We start from the raw sequence: 19,096 nt of genomic DNA on the forward strand, positions 1-19,096 counted from the left end.
CAACGAGTTAAATCAAAGGGGCGCGGCAGGCGCCCCCTCCCGTCTCGTACCCGCAGTCTTATTGATGAGTCTGCTGTGCTCCCTCAGGCTTTATTTATTAAAAGGAGCCAGCGCCTTGTCCGCTTCCTCCTGCGCCTTCTTCAGCGCCTCCTCCGGCGTCGCGGTGCCGGTCAGGACCGCCTGAACCTGGTCGTTCAGTACCTTCATCACTTTACCGTTGTTGTGCGTGGACAGTTCGGCCGCCGCATACTGCAGCTGATCGCGCGCCACCAGAGCCGCCGGGAAATCGGCCGCATATTTCTTCATCCGCTCGGTGTCGTATGCAAATTTCTTCACCGCCACATACCCCGTGTCGATGCTCCACTGCGCCGCACGCTCAGTTTCGGTCATAAACTTGACGAATTTCCATGCGGCTTCCTGTTTTTTCGGATCGATATCCTTGAAGATGTAAAAGTTGCCGCCGCCCGTCGGGCTGCCGAAGCTTGAATTTTTAGGCAGGAAGCTGACGCCAAGATCGAATTTGGCGTTCTTTTTCACGTTGGACAGGTTGCCTGTCGTGTGGTACATCATCGCCGTCTTGCCCTCCAGGAAATCGGAAGGCACGGTGCCCCAATCGGTTACGCCCTCCGGCATGGACTTGTCCTTGCGGGACAGATCGCTCCAGTATTGGAGGCCTGCGATATTCTCCGGCGTGTTGAACATGACCTTCTTGCCGTCCTCGGTCATCAGGTTTCTGTCGCTCTGCAGCGCGAACGTCTGGAGCATCCAGTAGCCGTAGCCGGTCACCGGAATTTCGAGCCCCCAGGTGCCGTTTTTCGTCAGCTTTTTGGCGTAATCCTTCATTTCCGCCCAGGTTTGCGGAGCTTTCTCCGCATCCAGACCCGCCGCTTTGAACATATCCTTATTGTAGTAAAGCACGATCGTGCTGCGCTGGAATGGAATGCTGTAGGTTTTCCCGCCGGTCTGGGAGTTCGCCATAAACGCCGGGTAGAAATCGGATAAATATTTGTCCCCGCCCTCTTTGGCGATGAAATCGTCCAACGGAATGACCGCATTCATATCAAGCAGGCTGAACAGCTCTGTCGACTGCAGCACAGCCACATCGGGCGGAGTTTTGCCCTGAACGCCCGCCTGCGTCTTCACCGCGGTATCCGCGTAGCTGCCTGTATAGACCGGCTTGACCTTAATGTTCGGATTCTGCTTCGTAAACTCCTGAGCCATCAGCTCGATGGTAGCCGTCAGAGCTCACCCACCGCAATCGGGTAGTAGAAGGTCAGCTCGACCTTCTCGTCCGCCTTCGTCTCCGGCGCAGTCGCAGCCGCCGCTGCGGGCGCAGTCGTCTTGGCTGGGGCCGTGCCGGTTTGGCCGCAGGCCGCCAGGGTCGTGCAGCAAAGCGCAAGTCCGATCATTTTCTTCATCATGAAACGCATGAACATCTCTCCTTATCAAATTTGAATGAGGTTAAGTAACTCCCGCCCGTCTCTGCTTGTTATCACTGTAGCGGATAAGTGTAAACCTGTGATTACAGCCGTGTGAAGCCGGGGTAAAAATCGCTGCCTGCCCGCCAATCTGGCGCCCCTAGACCTCGCAGTCCGTAAGAAGCTCGCTCAGCGTAGCCCACACATAATCCGGCTGAATCGAAGACTGCCGCAGCTCTCCGCCGGAAGTGACGCCGGTCAGCACCAAGGCGGTGCTCAAACCGTTGTTAACGCCGAACAATATATCCGTCTCCAGCCGGTCGCCTATCATCAGGCACCTTCCTGCCGGCAGGCCGCTTGCCTCCAGCACCTTCGCCCCATAATAACGGGACGGCTTGCCGATGACCGCCGACGGCCGCATGCAGCTTGCTGCCTCGATGGCTTTCACGATCGACCAGGTATCCGGGATGATATCCCCCTCTACCGGACAGTACGGATCGGGATTGGCCGCGATCAGCTCTGCTCCGTTGCGTACGGCCTTCATCGCCAGATGCAGCTTCCCGTAGTGAAATTGCTGGTCCATGCCGACCAGGACATGGGTTGCCTCCAAAGCATCTGTCGTATGGCGGATGCCCTGTCCTTCCAGTTCCTCCGTCAATGCCGGTTCCCCCACGACGAAAACGGCCGAGGCCCCCGCCCTTTCCCGCAAATAAAGCGCCGAGGTGTACGCCGCGGTCAAGATTTCTTCCTCATACGCCTCCAAACCAAGCCTTTGCAGCCGATGGCAGCATTCAGCCCGTGTGCGGGTCGTCGTATTAGTCAGAAACCCGATTTGTCTGCCTGCCTGGCGGAGCGCCTCCAATGTTTTCAAAACACCGGGAAGCAGCTGCTCACCAAGCAAAATCGTACCGTCCAAATCAAAAAAATACCCGTCAAATTCCTTCGCAACCGGCAATCTCTGCGCAGCTCCCTTCCGTAGAAAACACAAAAAAACCCTTTATCCATCCGGTAACGCCCAGCCCCGAATCAGGCCAGCTCGTCTCACCGAAATGCATAAAAGGGTTTTCTCCACGTCTCATACCCTTGCATGTTCTTTTTGACTTCTGCTTTAGTATAGCGGCCTTCTGTTATCCCACAGTCAAACCGGGATGAAGATTTTGTAAAGTAACGAATATTTCCAAGGAATTTGAAAAGCTTGCGGAGGGAAAACCGCGATCGGAAGAATGTTCGGTACTCGTAGCGATGACTTTTTCATTGGCCTCCTGCCAATTTGGCCTTGAAATGGTAAAATAGAGGGGATCCAAAGAAAAGGAAAGGAGGGAGCCTGCGATGGACGTCTCCTTCGGCGGCGGATTTCCCCTTATGTTCTCGATCGTACCGGTTTTCATCAGTATCATCTTTATCCTGGTTATTGCAGGTATCGCCTGGAACGTATATCGTTACTTCAAAAATGCGGGGGCGCCCCGCGATTCAGCCTATGCCAAGGTTGTCGCCAAACGGATGGATGTAAGGAATCATGCCAACCAGGATAACACTGCTTTTCCTTCTACAAGCTCCTCACGGACCTACTACTACATCACACTGGAATTCGACGATGGCTCCCGGCGGGAATTTCTCGATGTCAAACGCTTGTACGGGCTCGTCGTAGAAGGAGACACCGGCTACGCGGCCACCCAGGGCGACTGGATCGTCGACTTTCAACGTCAACCGGATAATGCCTGAACTGCTGCCATACGCAAAAAAATCGGCCCGAACCTGATGCAGTTCGGGCCGTTCTTCATTTACAGCTGTAGAGTCTTGCTGTAACTGGTTCTGCTAAAGCCAGCTGACTCACTTCCATTTTAAAGTCAGCAACAATCTAATACTCCATTCAGTTAATATAGCCGGCTTTGCTCAAGAACCGCTTCAGCAGCACGGCTGACTGGGCGCGGGTTGCATGGCTGCCCGGCTCCAGCGTATCGGTCGTCATGCCGTTCAGCAGCCCGGCTTGAAGCGCTGCCGCTATCTCGGCTTGGGCCCAAACGATCCGGTCGGCATCCTTAAAGGAGGCCAGGCTCTCGTCCGTCTTCGCTGAAGTGTTTCCTGTATGGATACCTGCGAAGCTCATCGTCCGGACCATCATCGCAGCCTGCTCCTCACGCGTAATCTCCCGGCCCGGACGGAAAGTGCCGTCCTCGTAGCCCCCGAGCAAGCCTGCTTTGGCCGCCGTCGCTACAGCTTCGGCGTACCAGCTGCCAGCGCTCACGTCGCTAAAGCCTTGGGATGTGTCTGCGGCAGGCATCAGGCCCAGCGCCCGGACAAGCAGCGCCGCGAATTCGGCGCGGGTAATGCTGCGGTCTGCGTCAAACCGTCCCGCATCGACGCCGTCCACAACCAGCTTGTTGGCCAGCAGCTCGACATCCGCTTGAGCCCAATGATCTTCCAGATCGGAGAAGGTCTTATGATTCACTACGATCATAATGAAGCCGCTGCCGCCGCCATCTTTCAAGGCGGCCGTCGTACCGCCGTCCTTTACCGTAAAGACGGCAGGAACAAAGCGCAGCTGGTTCGTTCCGGCAACCAGCTGAACAGCCGTTACCTTATCCGGATCTACAGCCGTTCCCAGCTTGATTTCCCTGGCCGCTGCGTTCGCATCTACGATTATCGCGGCGGATTGCCCCGACTTAGCTACAGCTGCCACTTCAAAGCGAACCGCGTCGGACAACGCCTTGCCTCCGGCTGCCGCAACCAACTGCTGTATAGCCTCGGCATCGGCTCCGCTCGGCTTCTGCAGCGTAAAGCGGATTGAGATATCCTCCAGTCCGGCCCCCAGCTGCTTGGATATAGCATCCAGCTTCAATGCAGACAGCGGCATTGTATAGGCAGCTTGTCCATTGGAGACGGACAAGCTCTTACCGCTCGCTTGAGTGGCGTCCGCAAGACCCGCTGCGGCCAGCTCCACTGTTTCGCCCGCAAAATGCACATGAACCTTATCGTATGTGCTGAAGGATTGCTTCAGCTCATCGGCCCCTGCTGCGCCGTCGCTCGCTGCGATGATTTCGGCCGCCGGAGCCGGTTCCGGTGTCTCTGCCGGCGCTGCGCCGCCGCCATGGCTATGGTTGTTATGGCCGCCAACGGTACCTCCGCCGCCGTTATTTCCTCCATTGCCTCCGTTATTTCCTCCATTGCCTCCGTCGCCGCCGTTATTTCCTCCATTGCCTCCGTCGCCGCCGTTATTTCCTCCATTGCCTCCGTCACCGCCGTTATCTCCTCCATTGCCTCCGCCGCCGCCGTTATCTCCTCCATTGCCGCTATCCGTGCCTTTTACTTCAATGGAAATCGGCTGCGTATAAATATCGTAAGGATTGCTAGCGTCGAACGATGCCGTGTATCTGAGCAGCGCATGCGCCGTGCCCGGTTTTTTGGCCGCTATCTTGGCCCCGCTCACTTCCACGCTATCCTGGCCGTCCAGCAAAATTACGGCCGGCTCTACAGCCGTTTCCGTTCCCTTATACGACTTGACGATTGCAGTCAGATCAGCGCTTCCGTCTGCGGACAGCTCATACTGTTCCTTCCCGGGACGAATGGAAGCCGCCCAATCGGATGCATAGTAGGAATAGTCCGTCGTGATGCCGAAAGCACCCATTTTCATAAATTGAATAAAATCATTTTTCGCGTTCAATGTCCACGGTGAGATGACAAGACCGCGATGCTTCGAGGCCTCCATAAATTTGGGGCCAATTTCGTTATAGCCCGCATTGTACGAAGCATTCAATCCCTGCAGCGCCTTTAACGTCTCGCGCAGCGACTTCTTCACATTCGCTTCATTCGCATACCCGCTGGCCAGCAGGCCGAGCGGCATTTCCGGCATCAGCCCCGCCATTCGCTTCAGCTGATTGGAATCGAACGACATCGTATTGACGATCCCTTCGGCATGCTTGTCCTTCAACAGCTGGACATAAGCGTCTACAGCCTCCGGCGTGGCTGTCTTGATCTCCGCCATCACCATGGCTCCGTACTTCTCGGCGAGCTCGATCTGCTCGTCCATCGTAGGAATTTTCACATCCGGGTAGCCGTCCGGATGCGTCTTGTTGGCATTGAGCCGCTTCAGCTCGGCTAATGTATAATTTTCGATATCGCCCGTTCCGTTCGTTGTACGCTCCAGCGATCCGTCATGGAGAATGACAATGTGTCCGTCCTTGGAAAGGTACATATCGTTCTCAATAAACTCGGCTCCGGCTTTCAAGCCTTCCTCGTTGCTTTCAATCGTATTCTCCGGAGAAGTCGCAGGCATCCCGCGGTGTCCGATAATGAACGGTTTCCGAATCAGCGTTGTTTGATTGGAATATACCTTCAGCGCATCCCACACCGCGGCCGGCGAATCCGCCACGATCCCATTGACGCCCGATGTGATCAGCCGATGCATCGGAACGGAGGAATTGCCGGTTGCCTCCGACTTAGCCCATACCGTCGTCATCCGCTGCTGCAGATAGGCGACGTTTTCCCTCGAGGCAGCGCTTTGCGGCAGCAGCGCAATTCTCGCTTGACTTGCCGCCGTCCTGCCGCGAATGTCCAGCAGTTGGTCCTGCGATACGATTTCAGCGGCGCTGAAATCCATAATGCCGCGAAGGCTCGGATAAGCGGCTCTGGCGCGCTTGATCAGCTCTCCGTTATCCGAGATAACGTCCGCATCCTCCCAGCCGTTGTCTTTCAAAAAGGCCGTCAAGGCGTCTACCGCCGCTTCGTCTTTCACATAGAAAGCAGGGATAATCCGTCCCTCAATGGATCCAAGCAGTGTGTCCAGGCTCGCGATCTCGGTTTGGCCGGACGGATCGGTGACCTTTAGCCCGCTGTTCACATAAACAATGGCAGTGGACGGAAGCGCAGGCTGGCTCAGCTTCGCCAGGTCGTCCGCGCTGCGAATGCCGGTCACGACCGAAGCCGCCATCGCGATTTTCGTATCAGGCTCCGTTACGTCAGCGAAACGCCCATTAGGCACCGGAGGCAGCGGGCCCAGCTGCAGCGTCACGCGCAGGTTGTCCAGCCTCATTTTACTGCCGTCCGCCTGCAGTCCGATTTCTCCTTTCGCATAGGCCGTCGCCGCATCCGTATCGACCGTGATTTTGTTATTAACGGATTCTTGAACCCGGTTGCCATAAGCCTTCACCGTATAATGATACATTTTGGCAGGATCGATAGCTTCGGAATTCGAGCCGCGGTCGATTACGTTCCAAGCATTGGCCGGCGTCCGCTCTGCAAATTCGATCCCGTTGACAGCTGTCGCATCCTGCCTTACGGCCATTTGGTAATAAGGATAGTCGTGGTTCTGGATACGATACATGAGGGAATGCCATCTCGCCGTATTATTCGCCTGCAGATGAGTCACGTCCGCCTCGATTTTGTAATTGCCGAACAATCCGAGGTAGGAAGGCAGCAGCACGCGGGAAGGATTATCCGGCGACGCCAGCGCGTTCATCTCGAAGACGCCGGACTTCACGGCCGCCGCAGCCGGAGTCGTCCCCTGCTTCCTCGTCCAGCCCGCAGGCAGCGTGCCGTCCGGCACGGCATCAAAATTTTCTTCATAAAGCACATATTCCGCATCAGCTGCGTCTTTGGCCACGACCGCAAGCGTAATGGACGCACTGTCCTTCGTGCCCGTGAGCGTATAGATTCCTTTTCGGCTCACGGTAAGCTGTCCGCCGGCTGCAACGGCATCCGGGCTGTCGGAAGTCCAGCTCACCTGATCGCCGCTCACCGTCCCGGTGGTCAAATCGTTGAAATCCGCCTGAAGCGTGACCTTGCTCAGATCAAGTGCTTCGTTGGTTACGGCGAGCAAATAACCATCGTCATGCTTCAAGCCAACCGTCTTCACCCCTGTAAGAGAAGGGGTTACCGTGATTTCCTGCGTCGCTTCCGCATTCGCGTAGACGGCTTTAATCTTCACCTTGCCCGGCTTGAGCGGAACCAGCTCACGGTTCACAATTTTAATGATGCTCTCATCGGCCGAATACAGCTTTATGCGTTCCGCTCCCGGCGATTCGGTTATCCCGTCGGAATAATAGACGCTGCTTGTAACGCTAGCTCCCCCGCTCAATGCTTCCAGCGTGTCAGGCGCAGTAAGGTCGAGCCGGTCAGCGGTAATCCGCGTCACCTTCAGATTGTCGAAGGACACCTTGTTCTGATCGGCCTGCAGGCCTACCTTTCCCCGCTCCAGCAGATTGGAGGTGAAGCTCTTATCCATCAGAAGCGTATAATTCGCATCGTCCTTGGCTTTGATATACTCTTTCACATTGTTATCGAACACCCGGACCTTCAAGGAATAATCCGCGTTCAGGTCCAGCTTCTTCCATGTTCCGGTTACCGGTGTCGGCGAAGCCCAGTTGTTGTCCGGCTTCCGGTAAGCCAGCTCAAAGCTGCCATTGCGCCGGATCGCCATTTGATCGTACGGATTTTTGCCGTTGGCAGGCATACGGAACATGATCGATGCCCATCGGGCGTCGTCGAGCACCTTCTCGAAACGCATATCCGCTTCGATCACATAGTTGTCCCACTGCACCGGCGCCGCAGCCCGGCCCTGCTTCCCGGAGGCACTGCCATCAAAGACCATTCTCCCGTTGCCGTACGTATCTTGAACGACGGTAAACGGCGGGCTTCCCGCATTGACGTCGGAAATCCAGTTAGCCGGCAGCTGGCCTGCGGCTACCCCGTCGAAGTTTTCCTCCAGCAGCACGGGGCTGACGCTTCCGGCGACAGGATTCGCATCGGTCAGATTCAGCACGCCGTACCCCGCTGTATCGTTCCAGAAGGAGGAGGAATGATAGGCGCTCCAGTAGCTTGACCGCTGCTCCGCAGGATCCGCGCCGTACCGGTTCGTCAGCCCGAGCTCCATGCCCAGCTGCTTCTGCAAATTCGGATCGAAATTCAGCATATCCCAAGGAATCGCCACTTCCGCAGCCCATCCCGAAGCTGTCCGGCTGATCGCCCGCAATATTTTTTTCTCGTCCTTGCCGCTGTGCCCGTTCAACGCCGCGCCGAAATGAAATTCCGGCGTGCTCGAATCCGGCTGATACACAAAGCCTGCCTGCAAGTCGTCATTCAGGAACGGAGAAGATTGGTGCAGGGTCGGATCGAGGAAGACGTTCATGTTATCCTGCTCGAACCAGCTGCCGGATCCATTATGTATCAAATTCTTATCGTCCGCCTTGACGCCGATATACAGGTACTGATTGTCCCACAGCAGGCCGAATTTCGATTCCTCAAAAGCGCCCTGACCGACCTGAGCGGTTAGCGGCTGGTCCAATCTCCATAGGCTTTCATCCAATCGGCCGTCGATCACCGGAGCCGTTAACGTCTTGCGGACGTCCAACGATTTCCTCTCATCGGCCGCATACGTTCGGGGCAGTGCCGCTACCGGCTGAAGCAGCCCGCAGATCAATGCCGCTGCCGTAACCAAGCGCAGCGCCTTCGCAGATTTTTTCCTCAACGTTTTTCAGTCCTCTCTTCTCAATGTTAAAACAGGCTGAAGCCATTTCCGCTGCTTGCAAAAGCATCCTCCCGAAGCCTCGTCACCCCCATCCTCTGAACACAACGCAAAAAAACCCTCTATCCATCAAACGGAAATACGCGCCCCATAGGGCTCTCCATTTGCTGCATAAAAGGGTTTTCTCCTCGACTCGTACCCTCGCTATTCACTTGTCTGCTGCAAGGTCTACTTTATCAGCGCATTGTTATCGGAGCGTCAACCTTACATAAAAGAATTGTAAATCTCGGCTATTCCGAATTACGGTGTCCATAAATGCCTGCCGCCCATCGATACGGCGCTGGCGCCTGCCCGCAGCGCGGTCGCAATCTCGCTGTGCTCCTGAATCAGACCGCCTGCAATAATCGGCAGGGAAATGCGGTCCCTCAGCACAGTAATGACTTTGGGGATGAGTCCGGGCATGACTTCGACGGCGTCCGGTCCGCTCTGCTCCACATTCTGAATCCCGTGCTCCAGAGCGGAAGCATCGATAAGAAAAATACGCTGGATAGCTAAAAGTCCGTTCTTTTTGGCGTGCTTGATGAAGTGGCTTTTGGTCGAAATAATGCCCGTAGGCCGGATTCGTTCGGCAATGAACCGCATAACGATCGGGTCGCCGCCCAGCCCGGTAATAAAATCGACGTGCAGGAACACCTTCTTCCCTGCCGCAAGAACCTGGGATACATATTCTTCTACTGTGAACAGGTCGCCGATAAGCAAAAACACCGCAGGCCAATCGCCGCGGCAGGCCGCCGTCAAATCCTCAGGCTTGCGCACGGCTGGAATGATCCTTCTTTCGCCCCAATAATTGTGCAGCTCGTGTTTCACTGTACTGCCGCTCCCCTTTCTCCCCATACAATCATCCTTGAAGCCTGGGCTTCTCTTTCAAATTATCAGATGATTGTTTGTGGAATGTTAAACCCGTGCGCTGCCCCCAAAAATGCATCCGCTTGGCGTACACACACACGCCCTATCCGGCAGCAGTAAGCAGACCCGACGTCTGCTGCCTCTCCCTTTTCTTAACAGGGTGAGGGCTCGGCAGATGGAAATTAAACTTGTGGATAACTATTATTGTGGATATGTTTATAAATGAATTTAAACTTATAGATTGCAAGATTCGATACCCTGTTGATGATGGGGATAATTATGTGGATAAGATACAAATAAGCCTCCCTGGGATTGGAAAAATCGTCTCGATTTGCGCAAGCTGTGTTATTCAACCGGTCGTCTCTCCCCACCCGGTAAATTTGGCGAGATTCGGAAAGCGGGCTTTTAGCGGCACTGCCATCTGTTTACTCGTTCCATGGATGCTATAAACATGTGGATAACTTGTTATGTGAAAATGTGTATAGAGAATAAGCAGCTTATACACATCAAGTTATTTTAGGCTGTGGGGTTTGTGTATAACCGTGTGGATAATCTAAAAAAACCTTTTATGCTATGATAACGGTAACGGCTTTATGGGGAAGGGGGGAAAGAATTGAACTTATTTATATTGGGGGCTTCCGGGCGCGTAGGCTCCTGCATAGCCTCGCTGGCCGCCGGAGACGGCCACCGCCTGAAGCTGCTGGCACGCGACCCGGACAAGATCACCGTAAAGGGAGAGCTTGTTACGGTGATCCAGGGCAATGCGCTGCATGCGCCGGATGTGGAGCTTGGGATGCAGGGAGCGGATGCCGTCATCAGCGCTCTCAGCACCGGCGGATCGGCCGTGCTGTCCGAGAGCATCCCGCTTGTGATCGCCGCCATGAAACGCCAAGGCGTCCGGCGCATCGTCACCATCGGGACGGCGGGCATTCTGCAAAGCCGCGTATCGCCCGAGCTTCTGCGCTATCAGTCCGCAGAATCCAGACGAACGCTGACCCGAGCCGCCGAAGAGCATTGCAAGGTATACGACAGGCTGCGGGAATCGGGACTCGATTGGACCATCGTTTGTCCCACCTATCTGCCGGACGGTGCCTTCACCGGAGTTTTCCGTGTGGAGAAGGCCTGCTGCCGGAGGGCGGCCGGGAAATTTCCGTGCAGGATACGGCGGCATTCGCCTACGAACAGCTTGCCCTGCCGGATTACATCCGCTGCCGGGCCGGCATCGCTTACTGAGCCGCAATTTTCAGGTTGTAATATTTCGTCGAAATCCGTAGGATGTAGATAGAAATAGGAGGATAGCCCTTATTTTATAAAAGCAAAGGAGAAGATCAGCGTGAGCTTAAAAAAAGTGTTAACGATAGCCGGCTCGGATACGAGCGGCGGCGCCGGCATTCAAGCCGATTTGAAAACCTTCCAGGAACGGGACGTTTACGGTATGACCGTATTGACGACCATCGTCACCATGGACCCCGGCAGCGGCTGGTCACACGGCGTGCATCCGATTGCCCTGTCCACGGTGGAAGAGCAGCTGAAAACCGTACTGGACGGCATCGGCATCGATGCAATGAAGACGGGGATGCTCGGTTCGGTGGAGCTGATTGAGCTAGTCGCCCATACGATCAAGACGAAGGGATTGAAACGGGTCGTCATCGATCCGGTCATGGTATGCAAAGGCAACGATGAGGCCCTGCATCCGGAATCGACCGTCGCTTTACGGGAGCTGCTTGTCCCGCTGGCTGACGTCGTGACGCCTAACCTGTTCGAGGCGGCGCAGCTGGCGGACCGTCCGCCGATCCGCACGCTGGAGGATATGAAGGAAGCGGCCCGCATCATTCAAGCGGCCGGCACCAGCTATGTGCTCATAAAAGGCGGGGCCAAGCTGGATCATCCGCAGGCTGTCGATCTGCTGTATGACGGCAAAGATTTCGAGCTGTACGAATCGGCCAAAATCGCAACAGGCTATACGCACGGCGCAGGCTGCACCTACTCCGCAGCCGTCACCGCCGAGCTGGCCAAAGGCAGCGATGTAAAAACTGCGGTGTCCACAGCCAAGGCGTTTATTACCGAAGCGATCCGCAACGGCTTCCCGATCAACCAGTACGTAGGCCCGACCATGCATTCGGCCTTCAGGAAAGCCCAGGCTTAGCCTGCGGCTGGCTGTATGTATAAGCTCTCCATCTATGGGCGAGCCGCTGAAAAGAAGCGGAACATGCGGCATCGTTCCGTCAAAGAGCATGGGTCCCCGATTTCCAACCGCTAAAAGCGGAGAAGCTTAAGGCAATTTGGGGACAGCGGCTGCGCGTCTGCCAAGCAAACGGCTTCCAAAGCAATGACCTTCGGAAGCCCGGGCTTAGTTAGGCTGGATAGAAGGCTTCATACGCGCAGCGAGTGGATTCTCAGCGGCTTCCTCCTTAGGGCGGGAGCTTTTTTCATTTTACGGTATCAGGCTCTGACGGTTCGGTTCGGTCTCGCAGAAGCCCGGCTTATTCGCTTAGTTTAAGAAGCATGATGAATATAAGTATCCTTAGGGATAATCAGGCTGGCTACAAAATATAGCACGACCGTCGTACCGAAGCTGCAGAAGGCTGCGATAATCATCAGCAGACGGACAAACGTCGCGCTGATCCCCAAGTATTCGGCTATGCCGCCGCAAAGTCCGGTGATACGGCTGTTAGTAATGGAACGAAATATTTTTCTCATAAGTTGTGTTCTCCCTTCCAATGTTTCATGTCTTTATTGTAAAGGGAGAAGACATGGAACAAAACGGACCGGCGGCGGTTTTGGAACCTGGCCTTTGGTCGGGGAATCACTCTGACTGCAGTCGGGAGACTCCGGCCGCCGCCTTATCCTGCCATGCTATAAGACAGAGGTACCGCGGGGAGCTCTCGTTTATTTTGATCCGGTATACAGGTCCGGCATCATTTCATCATAGCGGACCGGATCACGGTTAGCCGCCTCATGCGGTTACAGTATGATGCCTTTCCCCTGCCGCAAGGCCTCTCTCGCGTAATAGGCGGCTACGCCGATATCGAACACCGCAAGCCCCATCGGATTGAAAAAAACCGGCTCTTCGGCGTCATAGCCGGACAGTGCGCCGCCGAACAGCGCATCGGCCAATGTGCGGGTGTCGGCCTCCTGCAAGCCGCAGCGCTGATGCAGCTGCTCGATATCGGTATTCTCGCGGCATACCTCGCGCCAGTCGTCCACGATGACGGCCTTGAAGTTAGCCGCATGCTCCGGGATATAATCGCGCAGCGAAACGTTCAGCAGCAGCGCTCCCGCCGCCGGAGCCTCGTCAATATACCGGTTCGCCGAGACGGTGCAGGTCGCGATCACGTTCGAGCCGCGGTAGACCTCACGCCATCCGTCCGCTATGTCGGTGATGCCGCGGACTGCTGCAGGCACACTTTCGGGATCGATGCCGTTCAAGTCGTACAAGGCGATCCGCTCCAGCCTGTCGCCGAGCACATGGATAAACATATCCAGATGCGTCCGGCCCACCGGGCCCCAGCCGATCAATCCGAGCCTGACCTTCTCCGGCTGCCTCGCAGCCAGGTAGGCGCGCAGCATCGTCCCGCTCACCGCAGCGGTGCGCAGGCCGTTCAGAAGCCTGCTGTTCAGAAACGCAAAGGTCTCCCCGGTCGCCGGATCGTTCAGAACGATCGTATTGTGCGCCCGCGGCAGCCCCAAGCTCCGGTTAGGAGGGAAGCTCGCAATCCATTTGATGCCCGCCATCTCCACGCTTCCGCCGACAAAGGCCGGCATCGCAATGATCCGGTTCACCGGGTCGCGGAAGCGCAAATACGGCTTTAACGGCTGAACGCAGTCGCCCTGCGCCTGGATTGCGGTCACCTCTTCAATAATGCCCAGCAGCTTCGTCCAATCGATGCCGATTTCACGGACGGCGTTATCGTCCAGATAAATCATGCTGTCCCTCCGTTCGGGTTCGTCCGGACGATCCGGATCATAGCCCAGCTCCTGCCGCACCCAGTCGTCGTTGTACACCGTATTCAAATACCGCTCGCCGCGGTCCGGCAGGATGGCCGCGCAGACCGCTCCCTTCGCGATCGTTGCGCTGAGGCGGCGGATCGCGGAAATAACGGCGCCCGACGAGGCGCCGGCCAGAATCGCCTCGCGGCGCACCAGGTCCCGGCAGCCGCGGACGCAGTCGAGGTCGGACATGTACAGCACCATGTCCGCCACATCCTGCCGGTGCAGCCCCGGCGTCATTCCGGCCCCGAGGCCGGGAAACCGTCTCGGGCCCTTCGGCCCGCCGAAAATAACGCTGCCCTCCGCATCTACGGCAACGATCTGCGTCGGCCAGCCACGGCTGCGGATATACTCCATGCAGCCGCGGATCGTACCGCAGGAGCTGACGCCGCAAAACAAATAATCGACCGCTCCAAGGCGGTCGCCGATTTCCTTCATCGTCGTTTGCGCATGGGCTAAATAATTGTCCGGATTCGCATACTGATTCGTCCAATACGCATGCGGAATCGTCTGAAGCAGCTCCGCTACACGGCGAATGCGCGCAGGCAGAAATTCGCCGGTCTGCGGATCCGGCTCCGTCACCAGATCGATTTCCCCATGAAAGCTGCGAATAATTTGTTTGTGCTGCTCCGTTGTGCGAGGGTCCACTACGCAGATGAAGCGCACCCCTAAGTAACAGCACAGCTGAGCCAGGCTGATCGCCAAATTACCCGAGCTGGATTCAATCACGACGGTGTCACGCGTAATTTCACCCCGCCTCGCCGCCTCGCGGAGCATATAGAGCGCCGGTCTATCCTTTGCGCTGCCTCCCGGATTCATCCACTCCAGCTTCCCGTATACCTCGAACGCTTCCCCTTCGAACAGACGGTCGAGCCGGACGAGCGGCGTGCCGCCAATGGCCTCCGCTATACCTCCCTCAAGCTTCAAGCTGAGCCCCCCTGTCCGTTTATGCTGTCCGCGTCTTCGTAAGCAATCTTTTTGCTCTTGACGGAGCCCCGGTGCTCCGCATCGTCAAACGTTTCCCCAACGACCTGGATGCCGTCCAAAATACCGGACCGGATCATGATCCCGATTTCGGGAATCCGGTTCTCGACATCATGCCGGATGCCTGCCAGCACCGCCGCGGACAGCGGAGGGCCATAAATATGCAGCGCCAGCGCGTTGCCGTTGATCCGTACACGGACGCTGGCTTCCTTCACATAGCGGAAAACAACGTCCTCAATGTCGTAAATGCTTATTTTTTCGCCGTGCTTGAGATCCGGCCCGATGCGCTTGACCACGCTGTGGAAACTTTGTCTGGGCACGCCGTCCACATCTGTGGTACGAAGGTCTCTGACTACATCGTAGGTGACATAGCGGACCGCCGGGAACGCTTCCCGGACCGTTGAGGTCAGCACGAGCACCCGCTCTTCCTCCGGAAGCGGCTCGAAGTTTCCGTCCAGCGCTTCGGCGGCAATCCCTTCGGCGAAGAGGCCTTCGGCAAATACATACCGCCCAAGCGAATGATCGTAGTAAGCGATGGTGCCGATCTCGATCGAGCCGTACGTGTCCGTGATCCGCTCCGCGCCCAGTCCCAGCTTCTGTGCAGCGCGCTCCTTCCAAGCCGGAGAAGCGATCTCGCCGACCAGGATGACATGCCGGATTCCGTAGGAGGCCGGGTCGCTCGAGGCGAGCAGAATCCGCTCCAGAATCGAAGGCATCGTGTACAGCACCTCCGGCCGAAAGGCAGCCAGGCGCTCCAAGTGATGCTCGATCGGCAGCCGAAACGAGACGGACTCCACCTCCATCCCCAGCCTGCGAAACACCTCGACCGCGGTCGCTTCCGCATGTCCGGTTCCCATATCGGACAATGCGCGGCGGAAGCCGCAATCCCCCAGAATCGAACGAAAGACATCGAGCTTGATCCGAACATAGGCGTCTTCATCCGCAGGAGAATAGCAGATCGACTTCCTTCTGCCGGAGCTGGTGCCCGATGTCTTGTAGCAGTGGACATCCGGCCGCAGCGCCAGCGGCTGATGCTCCGTATAATAATGCTTCTCCAGCAGCGAAGAGGTGACTAGCGGCAGGCTGCTCCAGCGTAGATCCGCAGCCGTATTTCCCTGAAGCCGGCCGCTTAGCTCGGCATACCAGGGAAAATTCCGCTTGATCCGTTCAACGGCCTGCCAGAGGTCTGACAGCTCATGCATTCGCTTTCTTTCCTCTCGATCCGAATTTGCCGGCTCCGTGACGTTCTTTCCGACGCTACATTGTATGCGTTCCTCTTCCTCCGCGTTCGCCTTCTCCTTGCCGTACGTCCGGGAAATAGGCGATTTCCCCGGTTGTCTCACCCCCGGGCACCCTGCGCCGTATGATAGTACGAATACCTATCGTCCGTACGGAAAGGCGGTCTATCTCATGAAGGATATGCGTTCCAATATTTCCAGCAAGCTGTTAAAAACGAGGGTTCTGCTGCGGCACCGCGGGCTGGCGCGGTTCATTCCGCTGACCCGGCTGTTCAGCCGCCAGGTGCTTTATGACATGCTGGAGCGTTACGGCATGGTTTATGTGAAGCCCGATACCGGCTCCCTGGGGATCGGCGTCATGAAGGTCGAGAAGCAGGGGCGCGCGTATCGTTATCAAAGCGGCACACGCATCTTCGCCTTCGCAAGCTTCCCGGCTTTGTTCGAATCGCTCCGGCAGCGGATCGGCCGGCGCAAATATTTGGTTCAAAAAGGAATTCATGTGCTGCGGCACGGCGGACGCCCTTATGACTTCCGGGTCATGATACAGAAAAACCCGGCGCGCCGCTGGGAGCCTACCGGCATTGCAGGCCGTGTCGCGCATCCCCGCAAAGCGGTTACCAACGGGAGTCAAGGCGGAACCATTTTTCCCGCGGGCACACTGCTTCTTCCCCATGCCGGCAGGACCCGGAGTCTGGCTCTGCTTGGGCTGATGAACCGGATGGCCCGCGTCACTGCGGCCCAGCTCGGCCGCGCCTACCCCGCCATGAACGAGCTGGGCCTGGATATCGCCGTCGACGGGCGGCTGCATCCCTGGATTCTGGAGGTCAATACGCATCCGGACCCATGCCCATTTACCAAGCTGCCGGACCAACGGATGATCCGAAAAATCGTCGCCTACGCCAAGAGCTACGGCCGCCGCTACAACCTGACCTGCAATAAAGCGAAAAGAGCCCCGCACCGCAGCCAGTAATAGCCTGCACCAAACCATGCAGGCTTCCCGCCGGAGCCGCGGTCCGGCAAGCCGCTGAAAAAGTCATCGCTGTGCATAAGGAGCGTTCTTATTCAACGCCTGCGAATCCCGAACTCACGTGCCGGTACAGCCATGGCGGCGGCCGAACTCCTCGCTCAGGCTTGTGAAAAGCCTGTTCCTGAAGCCGCTTTGTGATGGTTTACATGCTCGCTTTGTAAGGGAGAGAAGCCCAAGCCGCGTCCGTTTCAGCGCTCAGCCAACCAGCAGCGAGACGAGCCATGTCAATGCTCCTGCAGCCGCAAGGCTGAAGAGAAGCAGCGGCAGGCTTCGCCCTGACGGCCTCTTACGCGGAGAAGAGGCCTCCTCCTCCGGGAGACGCGAGGATTCCGGCAGCTGGAGACCGTGCGCTTGGGTCCGTGTGCCGCCGTAACTTATAGCCGCAAGAAGATACACAATGCAAACGCTGACTCCAAATACGGCCGCCAGATAGACCGGCCGCATCGGCGTGTTCGCCCCTGCTCCCGATAGTGGAGCGGCTGTGCCGGAAACGTCCGGGGCTTTTCCCGCTCCCAAGGCCGCCAAATCGTCCGCCGCCGCGCTGAGCGGCTTCGTTCTGCTGCAAAGCGTCGTCATCAGCCTTCCTTCGTCATCCTGGCTTGCATAAACGAGGTAGTCCTTATTCGGCTGAAAACCATAGCCGCAGCTCGCTTCGCTTAGTGCCGTCCGGACCCGGCTCTCTTGGGCCGGCTCCCCTTTCCAGATACGCTTCACGGACAAGGTCACCGTGACCGGGTCGGCGCTTGAGAAGATCAGCCCCTGCTTCTCTTGAATCGAGATCACCTTGCCCGAAAATACAGCGGCCGATTGCTGTACAGCCTCCTGTACGGACGGCGGCGCCGCGCAGGAGCAGGCGTAGGCCTTCGTAATCGGCAACGCTGCGGAAAGCCCGCTGAACGACAGGAAAATATCATCACGCCAAGCAGAAGCCTTTTCATGGGATCGCCCTCTTTTCCATATGCGGCCTGGTTAGCCGCTTCTTGGGAAGATAGACGATACCCGTCTATTATTTGTTCCGCTTTTCACGAGAAAAAGCAGCTTTGGCTTCACCGCCAAATCCGGTTTTGTCTTATACCAGCAGACAAGCTTATAATAGAATGGAAGGAAATAAAAGGAAGATGCCATCATCGCATGGCAAGCAAGCGCTTGGCTAGCATCCCTGAGTGACGAAGACAGGCGGCATACTGTCAACGAATCACGTGCGCTAGGCGGCCGAACTTAAGGAAGGAGTATCGTGATGAAGGAATCTGTGCAAACGGACAGGCCCAGTCTGGGCGTACTCCATTTGAAGGACAGCGAGACGATCTTCCGGCTTTCCCGGCATGTCCCTTCGCCGGACATTGCCTTTTTCGTCAAGCACTACTGGATCGTCAGCTGGGATTTAACCGGACAGGAGCCGCATCTGCAGGAGGTCGTACCGAATCCGTGCGTCAATCTGGTCGTAGAGCCCGGGAAAACGGCGATTTACGGTCCTGCTAAAAGCAAATTCTCCTACCTGCTGCATGGAAAGGGATTCGTTTTCGGCGTCAAATTCAAGCCGGGAGGGTTTTATCCTTTTACGGGGAAGCCTGTCTCGGAACTGCTTGAACGGCCTCTCAGCCTGCAGGAGGTGTTCGGGGAGGAAGCGGCGGCGGCCGAGTCCGCTATTCTGGCGCAGACCGATGACGAGGAGATGGTGGAGCTGGCGGAACGGCTCATTCGTCCAAAGCTTCCGCCGCAGGACGGGAACATTCGGCTCGTCAATCAAATCATCGACCGTATCAGCCAGGAAGCGGACCTCACCAAAGTGAACCAGCTCGTGGAACAGTTCGGGGTGAACAAAAGAAAGCTGCAGCGCCTCTTCGATCAGTATGTAGGCGTAAGCCCCAAATGGGTTATCAAGCTTTACCGGCTGCAGAACGCAGCCGAAATGATGGACCGGGGGCTGCATCTTGACCGGGCCCGTCTTTCGACTGACCTGGGGTACTTCGACCAGTCGCATTTTATAAAAGACTTCAAGGCCGTTATCGGCCAAACGCCCGAGGAATATGCCAACGCCAAGCGAAGCTCCTCCGGCTAGATGGACGCTTCTCGA

11 protein-coding genes and 2 pseudogenes are annotated in these 19,096 nt (G+C 56.7%); 5 read left to right on the top strand and 8 right to left on the bottom strand.

Annotated features, from left to right (window positions below; all coding sequences use genetic code 11):
- Positions 1-90 precede the first annotated feature (90 nt).
- Both ACHHV8_RS34815 and ACHHV8_RS34820 read right to left on the bottom strand, forming a co-directional pair.
- A pseudogene (locus ACHHV8_RS34815) lies at positions 91-1,430 on the bottom strand (ABC transporter substrate-binding protein).
- Positions 1,431-1,578: 148 nt separating this feature from the next.
- Positions 1,579-2,373, bottom strand: a complete 795-nt coding sequence (locus tag ACHHV8_RS34820; RefSeq protein ID WP_395164024.1) for an HAD-IIA family hydrolase — start codon at positions 2,371-2,373, stop codon at positions 1,579-1,581.
- 374 nt (positions 2,374-2,747) lie between these two features.
- On the opposite strand from ACHHV8_RS34820, the gene ACHHV8_RS34825 reads away from it, so the two are divergent.
- The gene (locus ACHHV8_RS34825; RefSeq protein ID WP_395164025.1) at positions 2,748-3,140 is read left to right on the top strand and encodes a DUF2500 domain-containing protein; all 393 of its coding nucleotides are present in this window, start codon (positions 2,748-2,750) and stop codon (positions 3,138-3,140) included.
- Between the two features lie 148 nt (positions 3,141-3,288).
- On the opposite strand, the gene ACHHV8_RS34830 is transcribed toward ACHHV8_RS34825, so the two are convergent.
- Positions 3,289-8,880: a glycerophosphodiester phosphodiesterase family protein gene (locus ACHHV8_RS34830; RefSeq protein WP_395164026.1), complete on the bottom strand. Its 5,592-nt coding sequence runs from the start codon at positions 8,878-8,880 to the stop codon at positions 3,289-3,291.
- A 297-nt stretch (positions 8,881-9,177) separates the two neighbouring features.
- Positions 9,178-9,744, bottom strand: a complete 567-nt coding sequence (locus ACHHV8_RS34835) for a glycerol-3-phosphate responsive antiterminator (protein ID WP_395164027.1) — start codon at positions 9,742-9,744, stop codon at positions 9,178-9,180.
- Between the two features lie 652 nt (positions 9,745-10,396).
- Here ACHHV8_RS34835 and ACHHV8_RS34840 point away from each other — a divergent pair.
- Together ACHHV8_RS34840 and pdxK are read left to right on the top strand one after the other, a co-directional pair.
- A pseudogene (locus ACHHV8_RS34840) lies at positions 10,397-11,016 on the top strand (NAD(P)-dependent oxidoreductase).
- Positions 11,017-11,116: 100 nt separating this feature from the next.
- Positions 11,117-11,929: a pyridoxine/pyridoxal/pyridoxamine kinase gene (pdxK, locus tag ACHHV8_RS34845; protein ID WP_395164028.1), complete on the top strand. Its 813-nt coding sequence runs from the start codon at positions 11,117-11,119 to the stop codon at positions 11,927-11,929.
- A 350-nt stretch (positions 11,930-12,279) separates the two neighbouring features.
- On the opposite strand, the gene ACHHV8_RS34850 is transcribed toward pdxK, so the two are convergent.
- The 3 genes from ACHHV8_RS34850 to ACHHV8_RS34860 form a co-directional block, all read right to left on the bottom strand.
- A complete protein-coding gene (locus ACHHV8_RS34850) occupies positions 12,280-12,483 on the bottom strand; it encodes a PspC domain-containing protein (RefSeq protein ID WP_395164029.1) in 204 nt (67 codons plus the stop codon).
- 264 nt (positions 12,484-12,747) lie between these two features.
- Positions 12,748-14,700 (bottom strand): 2,3-diaminopropionate biosynthesis protein SbnA, encoded by a 1,953-nt coding sequence (gene sbnA, locus ACHHV8_RS34855; protein ID WP_395164030.1) that lies wholly within the window; start codon positions 14,698-14,700, stop codon positions 12,748-12,750.
- Entirely contained in the window at positions 14,697-15,959 is a 1,263-nt protein-coding gene (locus ACHHV8_RS34860; RefSeq protein ID WP_395164031.1) for a phenylacetate--CoA ligase family protein, read from the bottom strand. Before ACHHV8_RS34860 ends, sbnA begins: the two co-directional genes overlap by 4 nt.
- 208 nt (positions 15,960-16,167) lie before the next feature.
- Between ACHHV8_RS34860 and ACHHV8_RS34865 the strand changes: the two genes are divergently transcribed.
- Complete coding sequence (locus ACHHV8_RS34865) at positions 16,168-16,965, top strand: YheC/YheD family protein (protein ID WP_395164032.1); 798 nt, start codon at positions 16,168-16,170, stop codon at positions 16,963-16,965.
- Positions 16,966-17,217: 252 nt separating this feature from the next.
- Here ACHHV8_RS34865 and ACHHV8_RS34870 read toward each other — a convergent pair whose 3' ends face one another.
- Complete coding sequence (locus ACHHV8_RS34870) at positions 17,218-17,898, bottom strand: hypothetical protein (RefSeq protein ID WP_395164033.1); 681 nt, start codon at positions 17,896-17,898, stop codon at positions 17,218-17,220.
- A gap of 361 nt (positions 17,899-18,259) precedes the next feature.
- On the opposite strand from ACHHV8_RS34870, the gene ACHHV8_RS34875 reads away from it, so the two are divergent.
- Positions 18,260-19,081 (top strand): DUF6597 domain-containing transcriptional factor, encoded by an 822-nt coding sequence (locus ACHHV8_RS34875; RefSeq protein ID WP_395164308.1) that lies wholly within the window; start codon positions 18,260-18,262, stop codon positions 19,079-19,081.
- Positions 19,082-19,096: the final 15 nt, after the last annotated feature.

The organism is Paenibacillus sp. TAB_01, assembly GCF_043945595.1.
Lineage (GTDB): Bacteria > Bacillota > Bacilli > Paenibacillales > NBRC-103111 > Paenibacillus_S.

Bases quoted from the DNA above. Each gene is read 5' to 3' on its own strand.
- ACHHV8_RS34825 (WP_395164025.1), top strand. From the start codon at position 2,748: ATGGACGTCTCCTTCGGCGGCGGATTTCCCCTTATGTTCTCGATCGTA.
- ACHHV8_RS34850 (WP_395164029.1), bottom strand. From the start codon at position 12,483: ATGAGAAAAATATTTCGTTCCATTACTAACAGCCGTATCACCGGACTT.
- ACHHV8_RS34860 (WP_395164031.1), bottom strand. From the start codon at position 15,959: ATGCATGAGCTGTCAGACCTCTGGCAGGCCGTTGAACGGATCAAGCGG.
- ACHHV8_RS34865 (WP_395164032.1), top strand. From the start codon at position 16,168: ATGAAGGATATGCGTTCCAATATTTCCAGCAAGCTGTTAAAAACGAGG.
- ACHHV8_RS34875 (WP_395164308.1), top strand. From the start codon at position 18,260: ATGAAGGAATCTGTGCAAACGGACAGGCCCAGTCTGGGCGTACTCCAT.